General features: G+C 71.3%; 16 protein-coding genes and 2 pseudogenes. 4 read left to right on the top strand and 14 right to left on the bottom strand.

Features of this window, described 5'->3' with window-relative positions; genetic code table 11:
• The 6 genes and pseudogenes from AHOG_RS21005 to AHOG_RS20985 all read right to left on the bottom strand — a co-directional run bounded on the left by AHOG_RS21005 (window position 1) and on the right by AHOG_RS20985 (window position 5,756).
• Window positions 1-429 carry a roadblock/LC7 domain-containing protein gene (locus tag AHOG_RS21005; RefSeq protein WP_093944665.1) on the bottom strand — a complete coding sequence of 143 codons (429 nt, stop codon included), beginning with the start codon at window positions 427-429 and terminating at the stop codon, window positions 1-3.
• Window positions 430-461: 32 nt separating this feature from the next.
• Entirely contained in the window at window positions 462-3,131 is a 2,670-nt protein-coding gene (locus AHOG_RS21000) for a sensor histidine kinase (RefSeq protein WP_093942873.1), read from the bottom strand.
• 602 nt (window positions 3,132-3,733) lie between these two features.
• The gene (locus tag AHOG_RS30590; RefSeq protein WP_376700076.1) at window positions 3,734-3,967 is read right to left on the bottom strand and encodes an aldo/keto reductase; all 234 of its coding nucleotides are present in this window, start codon (window positions 3,965-3,967) and stop codon (window positions 3,734-3,736) included.
• 53 nt (window positions 3,968-4,020) lie between these two features.
• Window positions 4,021-4,398: pseudogene (locus AHOG_RS29175) on the bottom strand (aldo/keto reductase); the annotation flags it as partial.
• Window positions 4,399-4,418: 20 nt separating this feature from the next.
• Window positions 4,419-4,739, bottom strand: a pseudogene (locus AHOG_RS30585) (aldo/keto reductase); the annotation flags it as partial.
• A 111-nt stretch (window positions 4,740-4,850) separates the two neighbouring features.
• Window positions 4,851-5,756 (bottom strand): aldo/keto reductase, encoded by a 906-nt coding sequence (locus AHOG_RS20985; protein WP_245856358.1) that lies wholly within the window; start codon window positions 5,754-5,756, stop codon window positions 4,851-4,853.
• A 574-nt stretch (window positions 5,757-6,330) separates the two neighbouring features.
• Here AHOG_RS20985 and AHOG_RS20980 point away from each other — a divergent pair.
• Complete coding sequence (locus AHOG_RS20980; protein ID WP_093942869.1) at window positions 6,331-7,317, top strand: hypothetical protein; 987 nt, start codon at window positions 6,331-6,333, stop codon at window positions 7,315-7,317.
• Between the two features lie 101 nt (window positions 7,318-7,418).
• Here AHOG_RS20980 and AHOG_RS20975 read toward each other — a convergent pair whose 3' ends face one another.
• The 6 genes from AHOG_RS20975 to AHOG_RS20950 form a co-directional block, all read right to left on the bottom strand.
• Entirely contained in the window at window positions 7,419-8,132 is a 714-nt protein-coding gene (locus tag AHOG_RS20975) for a hypothetical protein (RefSeq protein ID WP_093942868.1), read from the bottom strand.
• Window positions 8,133-8,444: 312 nt separating this feature from the next.
• A complete protein-coding gene (locus AHOG_RS20970) occupies window positions 8,445-8,876 on the bottom strand; it encodes a maltokinase N-terminal cap-like domain-containing protein (RefSeq protein WP_093942867.1) in 432 nt (143 codons plus the stop codon).
• A gap of 422 nt (window positions 8,877-9,298) precedes the next feature.
• Window positions 9,299-10,198: a carbohydrate ABC transporter permease gene (locus tag AHOG_RS20965; RefSeq protein WP_093942866.1), complete on the bottom strand. Its 900-nt coding sequence runs from the start codon at window positions 10,196-10,198 to the stop codon at window positions 9,299-9,301.
• Window positions 10,195-11,139 carry a carbohydrate ABC transporter permease gene (locus tag AHOG_RS20960; protein ID WP_093942865.1) on the bottom strand — a complete coding sequence of 315 codons (945 nt, stop codon included), beginning with the start codon at window positions 11,137-11,139 and terminating at the stop codon, window positions 10,195-10,197. Before AHOG_RS20960 ends, AHOG_RS20965 begins: the two co-directional genes overlap by 4 nt.
• Window positions 11,140-11,152: 13 nt before the next feature.
• Window positions 11,153-12,523 carry an ABC transporter substrate-binding protein gene (locus tag AHOG_RS20955; RefSeq protein WP_093942864.1) on the bottom strand — a complete coding sequence of 457 codons (1,371 nt, stop codon included), beginning with the start codon at window positions 12,521-12,523 and terminating at the stop codon, window positions 11,153-11,155.
• A 56-nt stretch (window positions 12,524-12,579) separates the two neighbouring features.
• Window positions 12,580-13,569 carry a zinc-dependent alcohol dehydrogenase family protein gene (locus AHOG_RS20950; protein ID WP_093944664.1) on the bottom strand — a complete coding sequence of 330 codons (990 nt, stop codon included), beginning with the start codon at window positions 13,567-13,569 and terminating at the stop codon, window positions 12,580-12,582.
• A 146-nt stretch (window positions 13,570-13,715) separates the two neighbouring features.
• On the opposite strand from AHOG_RS20950, the gene AHOG_RS20945 reads away from it, so the two are divergent.
• Complete coding sequence (locus AHOG_RS20945) at window positions 13,716-14,705, top strand: sugar-binding transcriptional regulator (protein WP_093944663.1); 990 nt, start codon at window positions 13,716-13,718, stop codon at window positions 14,703-14,705.
• 373 nt (window positions 14,706-15,078) lie between these two features.
• On the opposite strand, the gene AHOG_RS28790 is transcribed toward AHOG_RS20945, so the two are convergent.
• Window positions 15,079-15,237: a hypothetical protein gene (locus tag AHOG_RS28790; RefSeq protein ID WP_157736953.1), complete on the bottom strand. Its 159-nt coding sequence runs from the start codon at window positions 15,235-15,237 to the stop codon at window positions 15,079-15,081.
• A gap of 19 nt (window positions 15,238-15,256) precedes the next feature.
• Window positions 15,257-15,844, bottom strand: coding sequence for an HhH-GPD-type base excision DNA repair protein (locus AHOG_RS20940; RefSeq protein ID WP_093944662.1), 588 nt, complete (start codon window positions 15,842-15,844; stop codon window positions 15,257-15,259).
• A gap of 746 nt (window positions 15,845-16,590) precedes the next feature.
• Here AHOG_RS20940 and AHOG_RS20935 point away from each other — a divergent pair.
• Both AHOG_RS20935 and AHOG_RS20930 read left to right on the top strand, forming a co-directional pair.
• Window positions 16,591-17,442 carry a hypothetical protein gene (locus AHOG_RS20935; RefSeq protein WP_211290467.1) on the top strand — a complete coding sequence of 284 codons (852 nt, stop codon included), beginning with the start codon at window positions 16,591-16,593 and terminating at the stop codon, window positions 17,440-17,442.
• A gap of 42 nt (window positions 17,443-17,484) precedes the next feature.
• A complete protein-coding gene (locus AHOG_RS20930) occupies window positions 17,485-18,234 on the top strand; it encodes a hypothetical protein (protein ID WP_093942863.1) in 750 nt (249 codons plus the stop codon).
• Window positions 18,235-18,307: the final 73 nt, after the last annotated feature.

Below are 18,307 nucleotides of genomic sequence, written 5' to 3'. Positions count from 1 at the left end.
TCACGGCGTCGGGTCAGGCTGTAGATCCTCCAGGGCGTCGCGGCGTGGACTCGCCGTGAGATTCGTGCCGACCTGCTGCACCATCACGTTCATCTCGTAGGCCACCATGCCCATGTCCGCGGTGTCGGCGGCGAGCAGGGCAAGGCAGGCGCCGTCGCCCGCGGCGGTCACGACCAGGTAGGCGCGGTCGAGCTCGACGACGGTCTGCCGGACCTGCCCCTTGTCGAAGTGGCTGCCCACCCCGCGTGCCAGGCTCTGGAAGGCCGACGCCATCGCCGAGAGATGCTCGCCGTCCTCGCGCGACAGGTTCTGCGAGCGTCCGATGAGCAGTCCGTCGGCGGACAGCACCACCGCCTGCTCGGCGCCCACCAGCCGCTTGACCAGGTCGTCCAGCAGCCAGTCCAGATCGTTCGTCTCGGGTTTGACCATCGTGTCCTCGTCCGCTTTCTTCATCGGCCCGTTCACAGATCGGGGTTGGTCTGGTTGTCGCGGCCCTCTTTGCTGCCTCGGACGAACGCCGACATCGCGGCCCGTGCCTCCTCGGGGGACCGCGCGGGGCGCACGTCGGTCGGCGTGGCCGCACCGGGGGCTCGGATCTCGCCGCTCAGCTGCGGCGCGAGGTTGCGCTGCTTCCGCCTGCGCGGCAGCGGGGCTCGGCGGTCCGTCGGCGACGGAGGCGTCGGCGACTGGGACGTCGCAGGCGCGGGTCCGCGTACCGGCAGGGGATCCGCACGTCGCGGATCGGGTGAGTGGCTCGGCGGATTCGGCTTCTCGGACGACATGTCCTCCTCGGGCCAGTGCACGGCCGATGTCGGGGCCTCGCCCTGCTCGGCCGAGGACACTGCTGGCACAGGCCGGTCTGGCGAGGCCTGTGGGGACCCGGTCTCCTTTGTACCCGTCGATCCGTCGTGCGCGGCGGGCGCGGCGGATAGGCCGGTCGGCGGCCCGTCGGCCGCGCGACGTCCTGGCGCGACCCGGTCCGACGATCGCGTTCGCGCGGCGGGATCGTCCTCGGTCGCCCCGCCCGCCTCCGGCCGGTCCGAGCCCGCGCGGTCCGGGTCCGACACGACGGCCGCGGTGGACACGATGGTCTCGGTGTCGTCCGGCTCGTACCTCGGCCGCCGATCGGGCCGTTGCCGAGGCACGCCGCCCGGCAGCACTCGACGCCGGGGCAGCTCGCCGCGCTCGTCCCCGTCGTCCTCCGCCGGCCGCGCCGCCATCAGCGTCGACGGCAACAGGACGATCGCGTGGACCCCGCCGTACGCGGACTCCGCGAGGGTCACGGTGACGCCGTGGCGATGCGCCAGCTGGGCCACCACGAACAGGCCGAGCCGCATCCGTTCCGACAGCGTCATGACCTCGAAGTCCGGCGGATCGTGCAGCGTCGCGTTGATCCGCTCGCGTTCCTCCTCGGGAATGCCGAGGCCCTGATCCTCGACCTCGACCACCACGCCCTTGCCGACGAGGTTGCCGCGCACCTCGACCCGCGAGTCCGGCGGCGAGAACGACGTGGCGTTGTCCACCAGCTCGGCGAGCAGGTGGATGAGGTCGGCCACCACGGCGCCCTGCATCGACACGTCGGGCAGCCGGAGCGCGTGCACCCGTGCGTAGCCCTCGGTCTCCGACACGGCACTGCGGACGATCTCATCGAGCGGCACCGGGTTGCGCCAGCGGCGTCCCGGCCGCTCGCCGCCGAGGATCACCAGGTTCTCGGCGTTGCGGCGGGCACGAGTCGCCAGGTGGTCGAGCTTGAACAGCAGTTCCAGGTGACGCGGGTCCTCCTGCTTGCTCTCGGCCTCGTCCAGCACCTCCAGCTGGCGGCGCACCACGACCTGGCTGCGGTGGGCGATGTTGAGGAACACCGCGTTCATCCCGGTCCGGGTCCTGGCCTCCTGGACGGCCGCCGCGACGGCGGCGCGCTGAGCGGAGTCGAAGGCCTCGGCGACCTCGCCGATCTCGTCCGAACTGGGGTCGGTCGCCGGGAGATCGGTCTCCGGGGAGATGTCCTCGCCCTTGCGCACCCGTTCCATCACCGCGGGCAGCCGGACCTCGGCGGACTTCAGGGTCTCGTCGCGCAGTCGGTGCAGCCTGTTGATCAACCGGTTGGACATCCGCGCGGCCACCAGCATGGCGCCGATCGCGGCGGCGAGCACCAGCACGCCCGCGATGAGCGAGTTCGCGAAGGTGCGCTCACTGCTCGCGGCGGCGAGCTCCTGCGCGTGCTGATGCTGTCCGATCCAGATGTCCAACAGCGACTCGGACACCACCCGGGCCGACTCCTGCCAGGCGTCGACGTTCAGCGGCAGTCCGGCGTCCCGCGGGTCCGCCGCGAAGGCGCCTCGATCGATGATGGCGTTCTCGACGGAGGTGAGCCGATGCCACGCCTCGCTCGCGAGCAGCTCGGCGTGCGCGGCCTGGCCTTCGGGGGTCAGCGTGGGCAGCACCTGGTCGACGCCGACGTGATAGGCGTCGACCTGTCTGCGGTACTCCTGGCTGTCCAGGACCGACATACCGCCGGAGGCGACCCCGCCGACGCCGAGGGCGTTGGACCGCGACATGCCCTCCAGCAGGTCGAACAGATCGGCCGCGGTCGCCTTCGCGCTGGCCGCCTCGGGGTCCCGCGCGGTCTGCGCGATGCCGTCGAGCACGAGCCCGCTGACGTCGATCAGCTGGTTGTAGAAGGCGTAGGCCTCCCGCTGCGGGATCGTCCCGTCGTCGACGCCCTGCCGGATGCTGGGCAGCTGCTCCAACGACTCGTTGTACCGCTCGCTCGCAGCGCCGATGGCCTCCGGATTCGCGCGGATGAGTCGTGCCTCGAGCTCGGGGCGTTCATTGAGAACGTCGTCGACCTGCCGGCGCTGTCGTTCGAGGCCGCTGAAGTCGTCGTCGCCCGCGAGCCGCAACAGGCTCAGCCTGCGCTCCTCCTCCAACGTCGTGATGAAGCGCAGTTCCGGTTCGATCGCCTCTTCGACGAGGTTCGACCACTGGCGCTCGGAGTCGCCTTGCAGCAGCAGATAGCCGGCGGCGCCGAATCCCAGGACGAGCAGTGCGATGCTGGGAATGAGCGCGATCGTCAGAACTCGGGACCGGATCGTTCGGCCTCTGCCCAGCCGCGTCGGAATTCGCGTCATTGATCAACTCCGGCTGCGCTTCGTTGGACGGCTACGGACCCTGGGGGAGCGTGGTCACTCTCCTGTGACAGCCTCGCCCGGCTGCCCATTCTGCATTACGCCGCAAGGGTGAACACCAGTAACCGTGTGAAGTGGTGGCTTTTGTCCGGCCGAACAGGACTCGTGTCGACGGCCCGCGCTATACCGATGGCCGATGAGGACGAGAAAGCCCTCCCTCGCGGACTGTCGATGCCGTTTCGGCGTCGGGCGTCAGCGCGGCTCCTCGGTTCCGGTCCCGGCTCGTCGCCGCCGGTCAGAGCGGTCGACGACTGGTCCGTGCCCACGGCGAACCGGGGTCGGACGTTCCGGGAGCGACCGGGACGAAGAATTCCTCCACCGCCGATCCCGGTGAGTCCCGCACCTCTCGCCGCGCGGTGCCGAGGGACGGTTCCGTACCCACTCCGACGAACGAGTGCGTGCGAGACGAACACGGCCGAATGACAACCAGCCCGCCCGGCGCGCGGGTGCCTGCGGACATCGATCGGCGGTCGATCGAGAGAGACGTGGGGCCCGCCGCGTCGCGGGTGCCTGTTCCCGGAACACTCGGTCGCGCGCCGGTCCGGTCAGCCGCCGACAGCGGCGAGGCGGTCGGTCTCGTCGCTGCTCAGCGTCACGTCGACCGAGGTCAGGAGCGCGCCACGCCGCTCGCGGGTGCGGGCGTTCACCACCGGCGCGACGACGCCGGGCCACGCACGCACCCAGGCCAGGGCCACCGCGGCGAGGTCCGCGCCGCGTTCCCGCGCGACGGCGGCCGACGCCTCGACCGCCTCCCCTCCCCACCCGTCGCGAGTCGGCAGGCCCGCGCGACCAGTGCGTTCGGACTCACTCCGTCGAAGCGTCGATCGGCGGTCCAGAAGCCGAGAGACCGGATCGGATCGAAGGGCAGCACGGCGAGCCCATGGCGGGCGACCACCTCGGCGAGGGCCACCTCGTCGACCCGACGCCGAACAAGGCTGTACCCGTACGGCTGGACCGCGACGCAGGCGGCCAGGCCGTCGCGAGCGGAGATCCTCATCGCCGAGGCCGCCCGGTCGGCCGCCATGAAGGCGACCGCGAACCGGCCCGCCTTGCCTGCACGGACGAGTCCGTCGTCCGCGCCCAGCAGTTCCTCCAGCGGGACACGCCGGTTCTCGAGGTCCGCCCGGCCCTCGGAGTGCTCCGGATTCGGCGGATGCACGGGGTTCCCGAAGTCTTCGAGGCAGAGCAGGTCCACGTGATCGGTGCGCAGCCGCCCAACTCGGCCTCCACCGAGGCGCGCAGGGGCGCGGCGGAGGCCGCGCCGCCGCCGGGAAGGTCGCCGACCTTCGCCGTGAGCACGACGTCGGCACGCCGGCCGCGGGCATGGAGCCGACGGCCGATGATCGAATCCGAGCCCCCGACCGCCGCGCCGTAGTGAGAGCGGGTGTCGAGCATGGTGCCGACCGCACCGACGAAGGCGTCGAGCAGGGCGAAGGACTCCGCCTCGGTCGCGCCGCGCCCGAACGCCGCGCCGCCGAGGGCGAGGGGGAACCGTCGCAGCCCGCCGAGCCCGTCGGAGTCGAACGTCGGGACCGCGGCATCGCCGGTCATGAGCGTGTCCTCTCCGGCGCGGACCGAAAGCACGACCCGCCCGCGTCCGGCCGAGGACGACGGCAGGCCGCGCGATCCGCCCGCGACGCCGTGCCCGGCGCCCCGATCGACTCAGGCGCTCGCCGCGGTGAGCACGGCGACCTCGTCCTCGTCCAAGGCCAGCGGCACCGAGGCGAGCAGCGTCGACAGCTGCTGGGGGTTGCGGGCGCTGACGACCGGGGCGACCACCGTGGGCTGCGCGCGCAGCCACGCCAACGCCACTGCCGTCACCGAGGTCCCGCGCTGCTCGGCCACCTTGTCCAGCGCGGCCGGCACGGACCGTCCCCGGTTCGAGTCCAGGTGCCGCATCGCGCCGTCGCTGCGAGGACTGTCCACCTCGACGCCGGGACGGTACTCGCCAGTCAGGAAGCCCGCGGCCGGGGAGAAGCAGGGCAGTGCGACGAGGCCGTGCCGGGCCGCGGTCTCCGCCGGCGGTCCCTCATAGGTGTCACGGGAGACGAGGTTGTCATGCGGCTGGATCGCCACGTAACGAGCCAGACCGGCACGGTCGGAGGCCGGCAGTGCCTCCTCCAACCGCTCCGCGGTGATGTCGGAGGCGGCGATGTGGCGCACCTTGCCCTCCCGGGCGAGCGCGTCCAACTCGCCGAGGAACTCCTCGACCGGCACGGACGGGTCGTCGAAGTGGGTGGAGAACGGATCCAGGTGATCGGTGGCGAGCCTGCGCGGCGACGCCTCGGCAGCGGCGCGGAGCGTCCCCGCCGCCGGCCCCTTCGCCTCGGGGTGCCAGCCGACCTTCGTCGCCGGCACGATCTCGTCGCGGTTGCCTCTGGCCGCCCTCCACCGGCCGATGATCTCCTCGGACACTCCGCCGGGGTTGCCGGGCGCCCAGACCGAATAGGCGTCGGCGGTGTCCACGAAGTCGCCGCCCGCGGCGGCGCAGGCGTCGAGCACGGCGAAGGACTGCTGCTCGTCGGCGGTCCAGTCGAAGACGTTGCCACCCAGATTGAGCGGGAACACCCGAAGGTCGGAGTCGCCGAGCCGGATCCTGGTCTCCGTGGTGGAGGTCGTCTGCCGCCGATCATGCCGAAAAGGGATGGTGACGCGAGCCGTCGGCCGACAGCGTATGCACGCGGGCTCCCGTCTCGACCGCCATCACGGCGGGCTCGGACCGGATGGACACCAGGCTCGGACCGGATGGACACCGGCCGCCCTCGGAACCGCCGCGGACGCTCGAGGGGCGCGCATCGGCATGATCACCGGACCGGTCTGCCGGGGCTCGGATCGCCGAGCTTCGAGCGGCCAGGGGTTGAGTGACTGGGTCCGAGTCGTCTGGCCCGAGTTCCCCGGACGCCAGTCGCCAGGGGCGGAGGGGATCTCGACGGCGACGGCTCGGCGCCGCCTGCCTTCCGCGCCCCGTGCCCCGCCCGCCGCCCGCCGCCCGCCGACGCTCATGATCCCCGAGATGGCCTCTTGCCCGCCCGCGCCTGCGCCGTCAAGGTGATCTCTCGCGGATGGCAGCCATCCTCGCGAAGCAGGTTCGTCGCCGGTTCGGCACCGCGTTCGTCGCCCGGCAGCCGAGAACGGTGAGGTGATGCGAGTGAACCGGGGCGACTGGCCGGTGGTGGTGACCGACCGCTGCGCGCACAGCTGCGCGGAGGCCATGGGGTTCGCCGATCCGACCGAGGCCAGAGCCTGGCTGCACGAGCAGATCCGCGTCAGGGGAACCGTCACCGACCGACTGCCCGCCTCGGTGGCGGGGCGCCGAAGCCGGTCCGGCTACTTCGTGGTCATCGAAGACGAGGTGCTGCTACCGCTGGCCGAGGACCGCGACGGCGCCCCGCAGTGGATCGCGACCTACTGCGTGCTCTTCCCCGGCAGGCGCGCGGCGGCCGTGACGCCGTCGTCCCTGCGCGGCAGGCGGCTGCTGGACGAGGTCGAACTCCTGCCGCACGCGGTCGAGCGCTTTCAGCAGTACTGCGGCGGCTCCGCCGATCCGGCGCTGGCCCGCCGGGAGTTGTACGACGTCCTCGCACCCACCGTCAGGGCGACCAGCAGGCCGCCACGCTGGTCCGGCACGAGGCCCGCCGACTTCTACCTGGTGGCGGGGGACGACGGGGAGTACGTGCTGCCGTGTCGGGTCGGCGGCGGCAGGCGGCCCTTCGACGCCACCACCTGCATCCACCGTTCCAGAGACCTGTTCGACCTCGAAGGCGATCGGCTGCTCGCACGGTGCCTGCTCGGCGCGGACACGGTCCCCGCCCGCAGCGCCGGGCGGGCGTGCATCGAGCGGGGCGGCGCGTCCGGCGCGCGGCTGGTCTGGCATCGGCCTGCCTGGGCGCCCGCCCGGCCCGCCGCCCGCTGGTGGCTGGTGCTCGCACCCCGGCTGGCGATCCCGGTGGCCTGGCAGCCGCGACACCGGTCACGGCCGCTGATCGCACTCGGCCTCGTCGACCGACGTCCCGTGCTGGTGCGGCTCCTGGAGCGGCTGCGACGTCTTCGTCGTCGAAGCTCGGCATCGTGGCGGCCACGCCCGACGGGTGGCGCGGCCGGCCGGGCCTACCGCGCCCGAAGGCGCTGACGTCGTCGAAGACCCGCCGACGGCGTCGTCGGCGGGACCAGATCGCGCATCCGGCGTCGCCCACCCTCGGCGGGCAGCACGACTCCGTCTTTCCGATGAGGTCAGCACACGGACGGCGTCGGGAGGGGCTCAGCCCCGGACGAGGCGGCGCAGAGCCGCGAGGGGGATCCGAGACAGGACGGCCGATTCGCCAGTTCGTAGGCGACCTCGTACACGGCCTTCTCCAGTCGCAGCGCCCGCAGCAGGGCGGGTCGCCCGCGTGGACCGTCCAGCACTCGGGCGTATCCCGCGCAGAAGGCGTCCTGCCGGGCCGCCGCGACGGCGAGCTCCCGACCGGCCGCATCGGCGACGGGCCCGGCCCCGCTCGTCGACGGCTCGTCGTCGCCCGACTCCCGCTCGACGGCGAGCAGGCGATGTCCGGCGGCGTAGTCGAACGACCGGAGCATCCCCGCGACGTCGCGGTGCGTGGGCCGGAGCCGCTCTCGCTCCTCGAACGGCGCCATCGGCTCGCCCTCCAAATCGATGACCACCCAGCCCCGCGCCGTGCGCAGCGGCTGGCCCAGATGGAGGTCTCCGTGGGTGCGCTGCACCCGCAGCGTCGGATTCTCCGCGCGGGCCCGCTCGAACACGGCGCGGACGTCGGCCGCGTGTTCCCGCAGCTCCGGCGTCTCGGCGAGCACGGTGTCCCACCGGTGGTGCAGCGAGTCGAAGACCGCGTCGGCGTCCGTGCCGCTCACCAGGCGTGAGCCGAAGGCCCGCCGGAGGTCGGCGTGGACGGCGGCCACCGCTCGACCGACGACGTGCGCCTCGGCCACGAAGTCCTCGACGTGGCGCCGCCGTCGCCGGTCGTCCGGATTCCGCCTGCCGCCGCTCGCGTTCTCGGCCCGGCCGGTGACCAGGGTCCAGCCGTCGACGGACCCCGGAAGGTACTCCTGAAGCAGGCCGATCGTCGCCGCGCGCCCCCGGACACGGCCCTCGATCGAGCCGAGCGGGGCGGCGATGTGCGCGCAGCCGACCCGGCCGAGGGCACGGTGGACCGTCCAGATCCGGATTCACGCCGGGTCGCAGCCTGCGGAACAGCTTCAGGATCACGCGGTCCCCGAAGACCAGCGAGGTGTTGCCTCTGCTCACCGGAGATCGCCGTTCCCGGCAGATCGCGGGGGGAGGACGACGGTCGGCTCCGCCTCGCCACGAAGGCCGCCGAGGTCGACGCCGTCCGCGATCAGGTTCAGCAGACCGGCCGTCGCGGCCGGATCGTCGACCGCGGGTCGGATCGACCAGCCGTCCACCTCGGCCGGCGGCGGCGCGGTCGTGCTCGGATCGCGGGGCGTCCTGGTGACGTCGAGCAGGACCGGGAAGTCGGCCTCCGCCCCGCCCGATCCGGTGGTCACGACCAGGTGGACCAGGCCGCGTCGCGGCGTCGGCGAAGGGATCGCGGTCGCCGCGCTGATCCGCAGCGCGGGCGGTTCGCCGCCGGGGATCCAGCGACGAGCCGCGAGCCAGGCGGGAAGAGCCGGGGCGGCCGCGGCGGCGCAGCGCGGTGCGTCGGGGACCGTCATCGCTGCTCACCATCCTGGATTCTCGGCAGGATGTGAAACCGGTCGAAGCCGTGTCCGGGCAGTGTCAGCAGGCATCGAGGAATCCGGTGGCGATCCCACCGCGCCTGCGGCCGAGCGGCGACAGCACGCCCCGCTCACCGGTGCCGTTCCGGACAAGCCGCCCGCGCCGCACGGCCCGGCGCGCGGACGTCGTGTCACCGCCTGCGGGCTCTCGTCGAGAAGCCGACGTGGACTCCTCCTCGTGGGCGGCGGCGGATCGTGCCCGCGGACGGCGGCGAACCCGAGGGCGTGCCCGCGAGGTCGAGGGCGATCGACGGCCCCGGCCGTCCGAATCGGCCCGACCAGCACCGCCCCGGGCAGGCGAGAGGCCCGGCGCCGCCCACCGCGCCGGGCCTCTCCGATCTGTCGTCGAAGGCGTCGACCTACTTGACCGCGCCCATCGACAGACCCCGGACCAGCTGCTTCTGTGCGATCCAGCCCGCGAGCACCACCGGCAGCGAGGCCAGCGTGGCCGCCGCGGAGAGCTGCGCCCAGTACAGGCCCTCACTGGTCATGAAGCCCACCAGGAACACCGGCACGGTCGCCGCCTTGGCCGCCGTCAGGTTCACCGCGAAGAAGAACTCGTTCCAGGAGAAGATCACGCAGATCAACGCCGTCGCGGCGATGCCGGGCGCGACCACGGGGAGCAGCACCCGCCGCAGCGTCTGCGGCAGCGTCGCCCCGTCCACGTGCGCGGCCTCCAGGATCTCGACCGGCACCTCCATCAGGAAGGACCGCATCATCCACACCGCGATCGGCAGGTTCATCGCCGTGTAGAGGACGGTCAACGTCCAGATGTTGTCCGCGATGCCGAAGGTCTGCGTGGTGACGTACAGGGGCACGATCACCGCCGCCGCGGGCAGCATCTTGGTGGAGATGAAGAAGAACAGCACGTCGCTGGTCTTGCGCACCGGCCGGATCGACAGGGCGTAGGCCGCCGGGACGGCCAGCACGATCACCAGCAGCGTCGACGCCGTCGTCGCCCAGAGCGAGTTCACCAGGTACGGGCCGACGCCCCGCTCGAAGACGCCCGCGTACTGCTCCAGGGTCGGCACGAAGAACAGCGTCGGCGGCGACTGGAAGGCCTCGGCCTCGGTCTTGAACCCGGTGAGCACCATCCACAGCACCGGGAAGAAGAACGCCAGACCTAACACCCAGGCCAGCGTGGTCAGCAGCACCCCGCGTACCGCGCGGCCGGTGTGCCGGGGCGGGCCGTCGGAGGAGGACGCCGAGCGGGCCGCCGATCCGGCGCGCTGTGGGGACTCACCGGCTGTGACGGTCATGCTTCCTCCCTGCCGAAGGTGCGGAAGATCATCCGCAGCGCCACGGTCGCGACGATGATCGTTCCGGCCACCACGACGACGCCGAGCGCGGCGGCCTGGCCGACGTCGAAGCCGAGGAACGCCCGCTGGTACAGATAGAACGGCAGGTTCGTGGTGTCGGTGCCAGGGCCGCCCTGGGTCATCATGTAGATCGTGTCGAAGGTGTTGACCACGTAGATCGAGCCGAGCAGCAGACCCAGCTCGATGTAGCGGCGCAGGTGCGGGATGGTGATCAGCCGGAACGTCTGCCAGGCGGTCGCGCCGTCGGTCGCCGAGGCCTCCAGCTGGTCCTTGGCCTGGCTCTGCAGACCCGCCAGCACGAGCAGCATCATGAACGGCGTCCACTGCCAGACCAGCGCCACGATGATCGAGGCCATCGGGAACTGGCTCACCCAGGCGACGCTGTCCACGCCGAAGGGGCTCAGGACGAAGTTGAGCAGCCCGAACAGCGGGTGGAAGATCGTCGTCTCCCACAGCAGCGCCCCGGCCACCGGCATGATCAGAAACGGCGTGATCAGCAGGGTCCGCACCACGCCGCGGCCCCGGAACGGCCGGTCCAGCAGCATCGCGAGGCCGATGCCCAGCAGCATCGCGATGACGACGCAGCCTGCCGTGATCAGCACGGTGTTCAACGCCGCGGTGCGGAAGGTGCTGTCGGTGAACACCGCGACGTAGTTCGCCAGCCCGACGAACTCCTGCGAGCCCGGTCGGACCAGGTTCCAGGACTGGAGCGAATAGAAGATCGTCAACAGGAAGGGCAGCTGGGTGACGATGATCGCGAAGATCAACGCAGGCAGCAGCGGTGCCCGCCGGGCCCACCCCTGCTTCCGGGTGGCGGCGCGGCGCTGCTTCGAGGTCGGTGGTCTCGGTCCGGTCGCCGTCGTGGCGTCGAGAGTGGTCATCTCGGGACGGCCCTCACTTCTGGTAGGTCTGGCCGACGGTCTCGGCATAGCGCTGCGCCTGCTCCAGCGCCTCGTCCACGGTCACCGATCCCGCGATGGCCGCCGAGATCTGCTGACCGACGCGGGTCCCGAGATCCTGGAACTCCGGAATCCGCAGGAACTGCACGCCCTCGTACGGCACGGGCGACACACTGGGATCGAGTTCGTCGGCGCTGGCCAGCGCGTTGAGCGTCGGCTCCGCGTAGGCCTCGGCCTCGGCCGCGTACTCCGGGATCTCATACGTCGACTCGCGGGCACCCGGCGGGACCCGAGGCCAGCCGAACTCCTCGCCGACCATCCGCTGGTAGTCCTTGTCGGTCATCCAGGACACGAACTCCCAGGCGAGGTCCTTGTGCTCGGAGGTCTCGGGGATCGCCAGCGCCCAGGTGAACAGCCAGCCCGAGGTGTCGGTGTCCACCACGGGCGCCGGGGCGTAGCCGCTCTCGCCGACGATGAGGCTGTCGGCGGGGTTCTCCACCGAGGCCACCATGGCCGAGGCGTCGTACCACATCGCGGCCTGACCCTGGCTGTAGCGCGTGATGCAGTCCGAGTAGCCGCTCGTCGCCGCGCCCGGCTGGCCGTGCTCGCGCACGAGGTCGACGTAGAACTGGACGGCCTCGCGCACCTCGGGGGAGGTGAGCTGCGCGTTCCACTCCTCGTCGTACCACCGGCCGCCGAAGGTGTTGATCACCGAGTTGAGCGGGGCCAGGTTCTCGCCCCAGCCCGCCAGGCCGCGCAGACAGATCCCGACCCGCCCCTCCTCCGGGGCCTTGAGGATCTCGGCGAACTCGGCGATCTCGTGCCACGTCGGTCGGGCGGGCATCTCCAGCCCGGCCTCCTCGAAGAGGTCGGCACGGTAGGCCAGGAATGAGGACTCGCCGTAGAAGGGCACCGAGTACATGTCGTCCTGATAAGACAGCGACTCGCGCACCGTGGGGATGAAGTCGTCGTGGTCGTACTCGGGGGAGGCGTCGATGGAGGGCTGAAGGTTGGTCAGCCAGCCGTTCTCCGCCCACATCTTCGTCTCGTAGTTGCTGACCATCACGACGTCGTACTCGCCGCCGCCGGTGGCCACCGACGCGGTGATCTTGGCCCGTGCCTCGTTCTCGGCGAGACTGACGAACTCCAGGTCGACGTCGGGGAACTCCTCCTCGAAGCGGGGAGAGAGCGCGATGGCGTCCTGCATCTGCGGGTTGGACACGATGGCGACGGTGAGCCTGGTGCGGCCGTCGCCGCCCGCCAGGTCGCCTGCGCCTGCGCAGCCCGCCAGCAGGGTCGTCGCGGTGAGCAGGGCCGCTGTTCTGGCTCGGCGGCGGGGATATCGCGGTGAACCGGCGGTGGACACCGATGTCCTCCTTCGCGGAAGGTCTCTCGCGGATGCCTGGCTACGTCGCCCCCGGATCAGGGAGCGATCTGGATCTTGACTCCCGTGCCCGCGCGAACCATCCCCACGGCCTCGGGAAACTCCTCAAGGGGCAGGGTGTGGCTGATGAGCCCCTCGCTGCTGACTCGCCCGGACTCCAGCAGTCGCAGGGCGGGTTCGAAGCTGTCCAGGACGGCCATCGAGCCCACGATCCTGATCTCGTCGTTGTAGATGCGGAAGGGGGACAGGCTGATCCGCGCGGTGTCGGCGGCCACGCCGAAGATCTGGAGTCTGCCGCCGCGCCGCAGCGCGTCGAAGGCATCCTCGATGGCCTTCGGCGCGCCGGTCACGTCCACCGAGGCGTCGAAGGGAGCGGCGTCCAGCTCGGCGACGCTCGTGGCGACGTGCTCGGCGCCGAACGTCGTGGCCAGCGGCAGCCGCGCCGCGTTGCGGTCCACCACCGACACCCGCGCGCCGCTGCCCGCCAGCAGCTGGGTGAGCAGCAGGCCCATCGTCCCGGCGCCGACGACGAGGATCCGCTCGCCGATCTGGGCGCCGAAGACGTCGAGGCCGTGCACCGCGCAGGAGAGCGGCTCCACCAGCGCGCCCTGGCCCATGCTCAGCGAGTCGGGCAGCCGGTAGGCGTTGACGGCGGGCACGGCCACGTACTCGGCGAAGGCGCCGTTGACGGTGTCGCCGGTGGCGCCCCAGTTCGCGCAGAGGTTGCCGCGGCCGGTTCGGCAGGGCGTGCAGTAGCCGCAGAAGAGGGAGGGGTCGACGGCCACCCGGTCGCCGACGGCGATGCCGGTGCGGACGTCGGAGCCGATCTCCACCACCTCGCCCGCGAACTCGTGCCCCGGTACCAGCGGGAACGGCGCGGGCGGGAACTCGCCGTCGGCGATGTGCAGGTCGGTTCCGCAGATGCCGCAGGCTCCGACCTTGATCACCACGTCCGCGGCGCCCGGAGTGGGATCGGGAGCCTCGCCCACCCTCAGCTTGCCCGGCTCGTCGATGATCGCTGCCCGCATGACCACTTCCTCGTATCGCTCATTTGAGCATGGATCTGCTCGTTTGTTAGGGGAGTGAATACCCTGGCGTATGCGCATGTCAACAGTTGACCGACGGGAGGGTCGATGGACCGGAGCGAAGAGAGAGGCTGCGTAGGATGACGCCGATGACCGAGCGTCCTGTGACCGTCGAGCCTGGTGACATCGGTCCCGTGGAACTGCTGCTCACGACCTCGGTGGCGCGGCGCTTCTACCTGGAGTCGCGTTCGAAGGTGCAGATCGCCGAGGAGTTCGGCATCAGCCGCTTCAAGGTGGCCCGCCTGCTGGACTCGGCCAGGGCCGCCGGCCTGGTCCGCATCGAGATCGGCAGACCCGCCGGGGTGGACGTGGAGCTGTCGGACCGGCTGCGCACCGCGTTCGGGCTGCGGACCGCCGTCGTCTCGGACGTCTCGGGACAGACCGATCAGGAACTACGGGAACACGTCGGCGCGCTGGCGGCCCGACTGCTCGGCGAGGTCGTCGAGGAGGGCGACGTGCTCGGCGTGGCGTGGGGCCGGTCGCTGCAACGGATGAGCGCGCGCTTGACCGTCCTGCCGCGCTGCACCGTCGTTCAGCTCTGCGGCGCCGTGCCCCAGCCCGACGTGGAGGATCACTCGCTGGAGCTCACCCGTCGCGCGGCGCAGGCGGGCGGTGGGACGGCGGTGACCTTCTACGCGCCGCTGGTGATGCCCGACGCCTCCAGCGCCGCCGCGCTGCGCAGTCACTCCGACGTCGCCAAGGCGATGGACCGGTGCGGCGAGCTGACCTCGGCGGTCGTCTCGGTGGGCGGCTGGGCTCCCGGCACCTCCACCGTCTACGACGTCCTGGAACCCGCCGAACGGACGGTCTTCGCCGATCGCGGCGCGGTCGCCGAGATCTGCGGAATCCTGTTGGACGTCCACGGCCGCCCGATCGACGACGGGTTGCAGTCCAGGGCGGTCGGCGTGACCTACGAGCAGCTCCATCGGACGCCGGACGTCGTCGCGCTCGCCTACGGCGCGGGCAAGGCCGCCGCGGTCCGCTCGGCGCTGCGGGGCGGCCTGATCACGACGCTGGTCACCGACGCGGCGCTGGCCGGGGAGCTGCTGGAGGAGAAGGACTGCCCTGTCGGGCGGTGACGTCGGCCCGATCGGGCAGCCCGCGTTGCCCGAGGCGTGCGGTGCGGGCTGCCCCGGCGCACGGTCGGGCCCGGCCTGATCGGGCTGCGGGCCTGACCGGGCTGCGGAGTGCGTGGTGCGCGCCGCTGTCCGCGCGGGCTCGGATCGCCGTCGTCGTTCCGGCCCCGCGCCTGCGGACCCTGCGGGAAGCAGGCACGTCCACGCCGAAGCGGGGCCGGCCCGGCCGAGCGGCACTCCTCACGGGCTGCGCCTGCCTCGGGGATCGTGAGTGCGCGGGGCGCCGCCGGGCACCTCGACACGGGCATCGAGGAGCGGCATGTCCAGGGCGGGCGGGCCGCACGCACGTCCTGTCCGCCTGCGAGCGGCCCGGCGGTCACGAACCGCCCTTCGCCGCCTGCTGGGCGGCCCGTTCGGCGGCCCACGCCTCGCCGAGGGACACGGCGTCGACGTCGGCGAGGCCGCGGCGGAAGCCTTCCTCGCCGTAGGCGCCCGCCGCCTCACGCCGGACGGCGGGCCGGACGTCGCCCTGCACGCCGAGCGCACCATGCCGATCAGGCCTCGGACGGCTTGGCCGCGGCCTTCTTCTGCCGCTTGTAGTCGCGCACCTTCTGGAAGCTGTCAGGGTCGACGATGTCGGCAACCGACCGGTACCCGTCCAGTGCGTAATCCCCGGCGACGGCCTCCCACCCCGCAGGGCGAACCCCGAGCTGCTTCGCGAGCAGCGCGACGAAGATCCGGCTCTTCTGCTTCCCGAAGCCGGGCAACGCCTGGACCCGTTTCAGCAGTTCCTTGCCCGAGTCCGCCTCGTTCCACAGACGTGCGACGTCACCGTCGTAGTGTGCCGCCACGTGCGCCGCCAGCTCCTGCAGGCGGCCGGCCATAGAGACCGGGAACCGGTGGATGGCAGGAGTCTCGCTACACAGGGCTGCGAACTCGTCCGGGTCGGCCGCCGCGATCGCGGCCGGATCAAGCGTTCCGAAGCGGTTCAACACCTTCCAGCCGCCTCGGAAGGCATGCTCGACGCCGTACTGTTGATCGAGCATCATGCCGAGGACCAGGGAAAGAGCGTTGGTCGAATTCAGGTGGTCGACCTCAGGATCGCCTGTGACGGCCACCTGTGGTGACGCGGACTCACCCATGTTCACTTCTTCTCGCACACAGCCTCCGATGGATGCGTTCTTCGCACTCAACGCTACTGCTCCGTATGGGTACGACCAGGACCGCACACGGAACGCCCGCCCACGAGTGCGACCTTCAGTAGACGACAGCCGAGTAATGCACGCTCGCTGAGCGCCGGATCCGAACGCCGTCGATTCGTGGGGGTTGATCTCAGTGGATCTCGCCGGGGTGCTCTGGGTCGCGCGGCTGATCCGCCGGTCTCCTTCAGCTCGCCGTGACGACCATGACCGTGTGGGCCTGTCCCTTTCACGCCGTGAAGTCCGCATCGAAAGGGGGAGGTCTTTCCTAGGGTGCGGTGGCGGTCTCCTCCGATAAAGACGGCGACCTCGATCAGCGTGCTCCCGGTCGTCCGTGCCCCTCCGGCGGCAAAGGAACCGTCCCCTCCCACTCGACGTGGTTCTCCCGTCCCATTCTCGACTCCCTCATGGAGGCATGTCGTGCCTTTGATCGTCGGTCTATGAACCTGAGCGGTTCCATGAAACGATCGGTGGGACAGAAGGGATGCCCACACCTTCGTCGTCATCGTCAACCGCACCGTGGCGATCCCGACCCGACAGGAAGGGGTCGACGTGGAGAACCGCGCCTCGACGAGCCCGGAGCCCGCGCAGCTGTCCGAGATCTGGGCAGGTGTTCTCGCATCGACGCCGACCCGTCTCGACCGGCCCCGCGACGTGCCGCGACCAGAGTCGGTCGAGGAGGTCGCGAGGTGGGCGGGCAGCGAGGACCTCCGCCGCACCGAGCTCGTCCACGCGCCGGTGTTCTGCTTGCTGGGACGGCCTTCCTGATCCACCAGACGATCACGGACCCCACGGGGACGAGCTGGAACATCACGATCGACGGGGAGAGCCACGACTCCTGGCCGACCTGGGTGCCGTGGCTCGCGTGGATCGGCGTCAGCGTCTGGCTGCTCATCGCCGTCGGCGTCCTCCTCCTACGACTGAGCGTCCTCCGGGACCTGCACTCCGAGAACGCGTGGATCTACGAGCACGGCGTCGCGCACTCGATCCACCGGGCGTCCGTCGACCACGACGACGGCGAAGCCGGCTGGGCGACGTACATCGCCCTCGACCACCGACTGGACGACCATCATGCGGCGAGGATCCACGACGCGTTCGAGCAGTGGCTCTCACCGGCGCGGATGCCGCCCTCGGGGTCGGGTCCCCTCTCTTCGGCCACGCTGTTCGGCCCGCAGGCCGCGGGCGGCTACTTCCTCGTCCGCCTCCCGGTCTCCACGATCGCCGGCGACACCACGGAGCACCGGTGGATGCTCGTCACCGCGCCGCGCGATGGCGAAGGCGACGTCATCGTGACGCCGGTTCCGGTGCCGAAGAAGCTGACGAGGATCCGCGCGACGCTCCGGCGGAAGGCAGCACGGCGGTCTCGGCACGAGGCACGGACCGAGAGCGCGAGGCGAGTCCGAGAACAAGCGAGCGAGGATCACCTCCCGCAAACGGTCTCGGCGACGCCGGCCGGGAGCATCCGCCGCACCGGACCCCGTGCACGGGCGCCGTCGCCGCGGTATGGACGGCGATCCCCATGCGGAATGCGGATCGTCTGAACCACGAGGGCCGGGCGCCTCCGTCTCGATATCTTGACGAGCATGAGCGATGCGCGGGAATCAGCGGCAGCGGAGTCGTGGTCCCCGCTTCGCCGCCGGACCATCGGCGTGCTCAGCGTCCTGGTGGTGCTGGCACTCATCGTGTTCGTTCCCGGCCCGGTCTTCCGGCTCATCCACTTCGACAACGCTCGCCAACTTGTCGATGAAGTCTCCACTGGGCGTGCGGAACTGCTTTCCATGCAGGACGAGTTCCGTTCCCCGATCGCGAGCCTGGGCTCCCCGGCCCGCTCGTGGACTCAGGTGTCCTGCCGGCTGTCTCCGCGTTATAGCGATGGTGACGGCGAGCAGGGTGTGGTGATGTTCTATCGGCAGGGCTGCTCGCTGGTGGCCTACGAGATCTACGCGCTGCCGCCCGATGCCGGTGGCGCGGCAGACGTCGCGGAGATTCTCGGCGGGCGCTTCGCGGGCACGCCCGCCTGCTTCAGGATCCTCTTCGACGTGCTCACACCGGACTACGGTGCCAGCGCGTCCAGCGAGTATGCGACCGCGTTGTGGTGGACGGATCCACACGGCGAACCACCGGCCGAGCAGCCGGACCGCTGCGCACTCCCCACGCCTGACGACCCCGGTGCCGCACACGTCGAGAGAGGCGTCGAGGGGCCGATGACCGCGGAGACCTACGTCGTCTACCAGGTTCGCTCACCCGTCAGCGCGGTAGACGTGGGCTGCGAACGCCGACTGTCCTGGCTCGCCCCCTGCAGAGGAGAACCGCAGGGATTCCCAGCGCTCTGAACCCGAGCCGCGACTCCCCGTGCAGCGACTTCTCGTCCTGATCGGGCCCGGCTCAGACGCCCAGGGGTATGAC

Source organism: Actinoalloteichus hoggarensis (genome assembly GCF_002234535.1).
Classification (GTDB): domain Bacteria; phylum Actinomycetota; class Actinomycetes; order Mycobacteriales; family Pseudonocardiaceae; genus Actinoalloteichus_A; species Actinoalloteichus_A hoggarensis.
This window is presented reverse-complemented; position numbering and strand designations above follow the sequence as displayed.

Coding starts and splice junctions, on each gene's coding strand:
- AHOG_RS20980 (WP_093942869.1), top strand. CDS start 6,331: ATGCGAGTGAACCGGGGCGACTGGCCGGTGGTGGTGACCGACCGCTGC.
- AHOG_RS20940 (WP_093944662.1), bottom strand. CDS start 15,844: ATGGGTGAGTCCGCGTCACCACAGGTGGCCGTCACAGGCGATCCTGAG.
- AHOG_RS20945 (WP_093944663.1), top strand. CDS start 13,716: ATGACCGAGCGTCCTGTGACCGTCGAGCCTGGTGACATCGGTCCCGTG.
- AHOG_RS21005 (WP_093944665.1), bottom strand. CDS start 429: ATGGTCAAACCCGAGACGAACGATCTGGACTGGCTGCTGGACGACCTG.
- AHOG_RS21000 (WP_093942873.1), bottom strand. CDS start 3,131: ATGACGCGAATTCCGACGCGGCTGGGCAGAGGCCGAACGATCCGGTCC.
- AHOG_RS20930 (WP_093942863.1), top strand. CDS start 17,485: ATGAGCGATGCGCGGGAATCAGCGGCAGCGGAGTCGTGGTCCCCGCTT.
- AHOG_RS20950 (WP_093944664.1), bottom strand. CDS start 13,569: ATGCGGGCAGCGATCATCGACGAGCCGGGCAAGCTGAGGGTGGGCGAG.
- AHOG_RS20965 (WP_093942866.1), bottom strand. CDS start 10,198: ATGACCGTCACAGCCGGTGAGTCCCCACAGCGCGCCGGATCGGCGGCC.
- AHOG_RS20960 (WP_093942865.1), bottom strand. CDS start 11,139: ATGACCACTCTCGACGCCACGACGGCGACCGGACCGAGACCACCGACC.
- AHOG_RS20970 (WP_093942867.1), bottom strand. CDS start 8,876: ATGACGGTCCCCGACGCACCGCGCTGCGCCGCCGCGGCCGCCCCGGCT.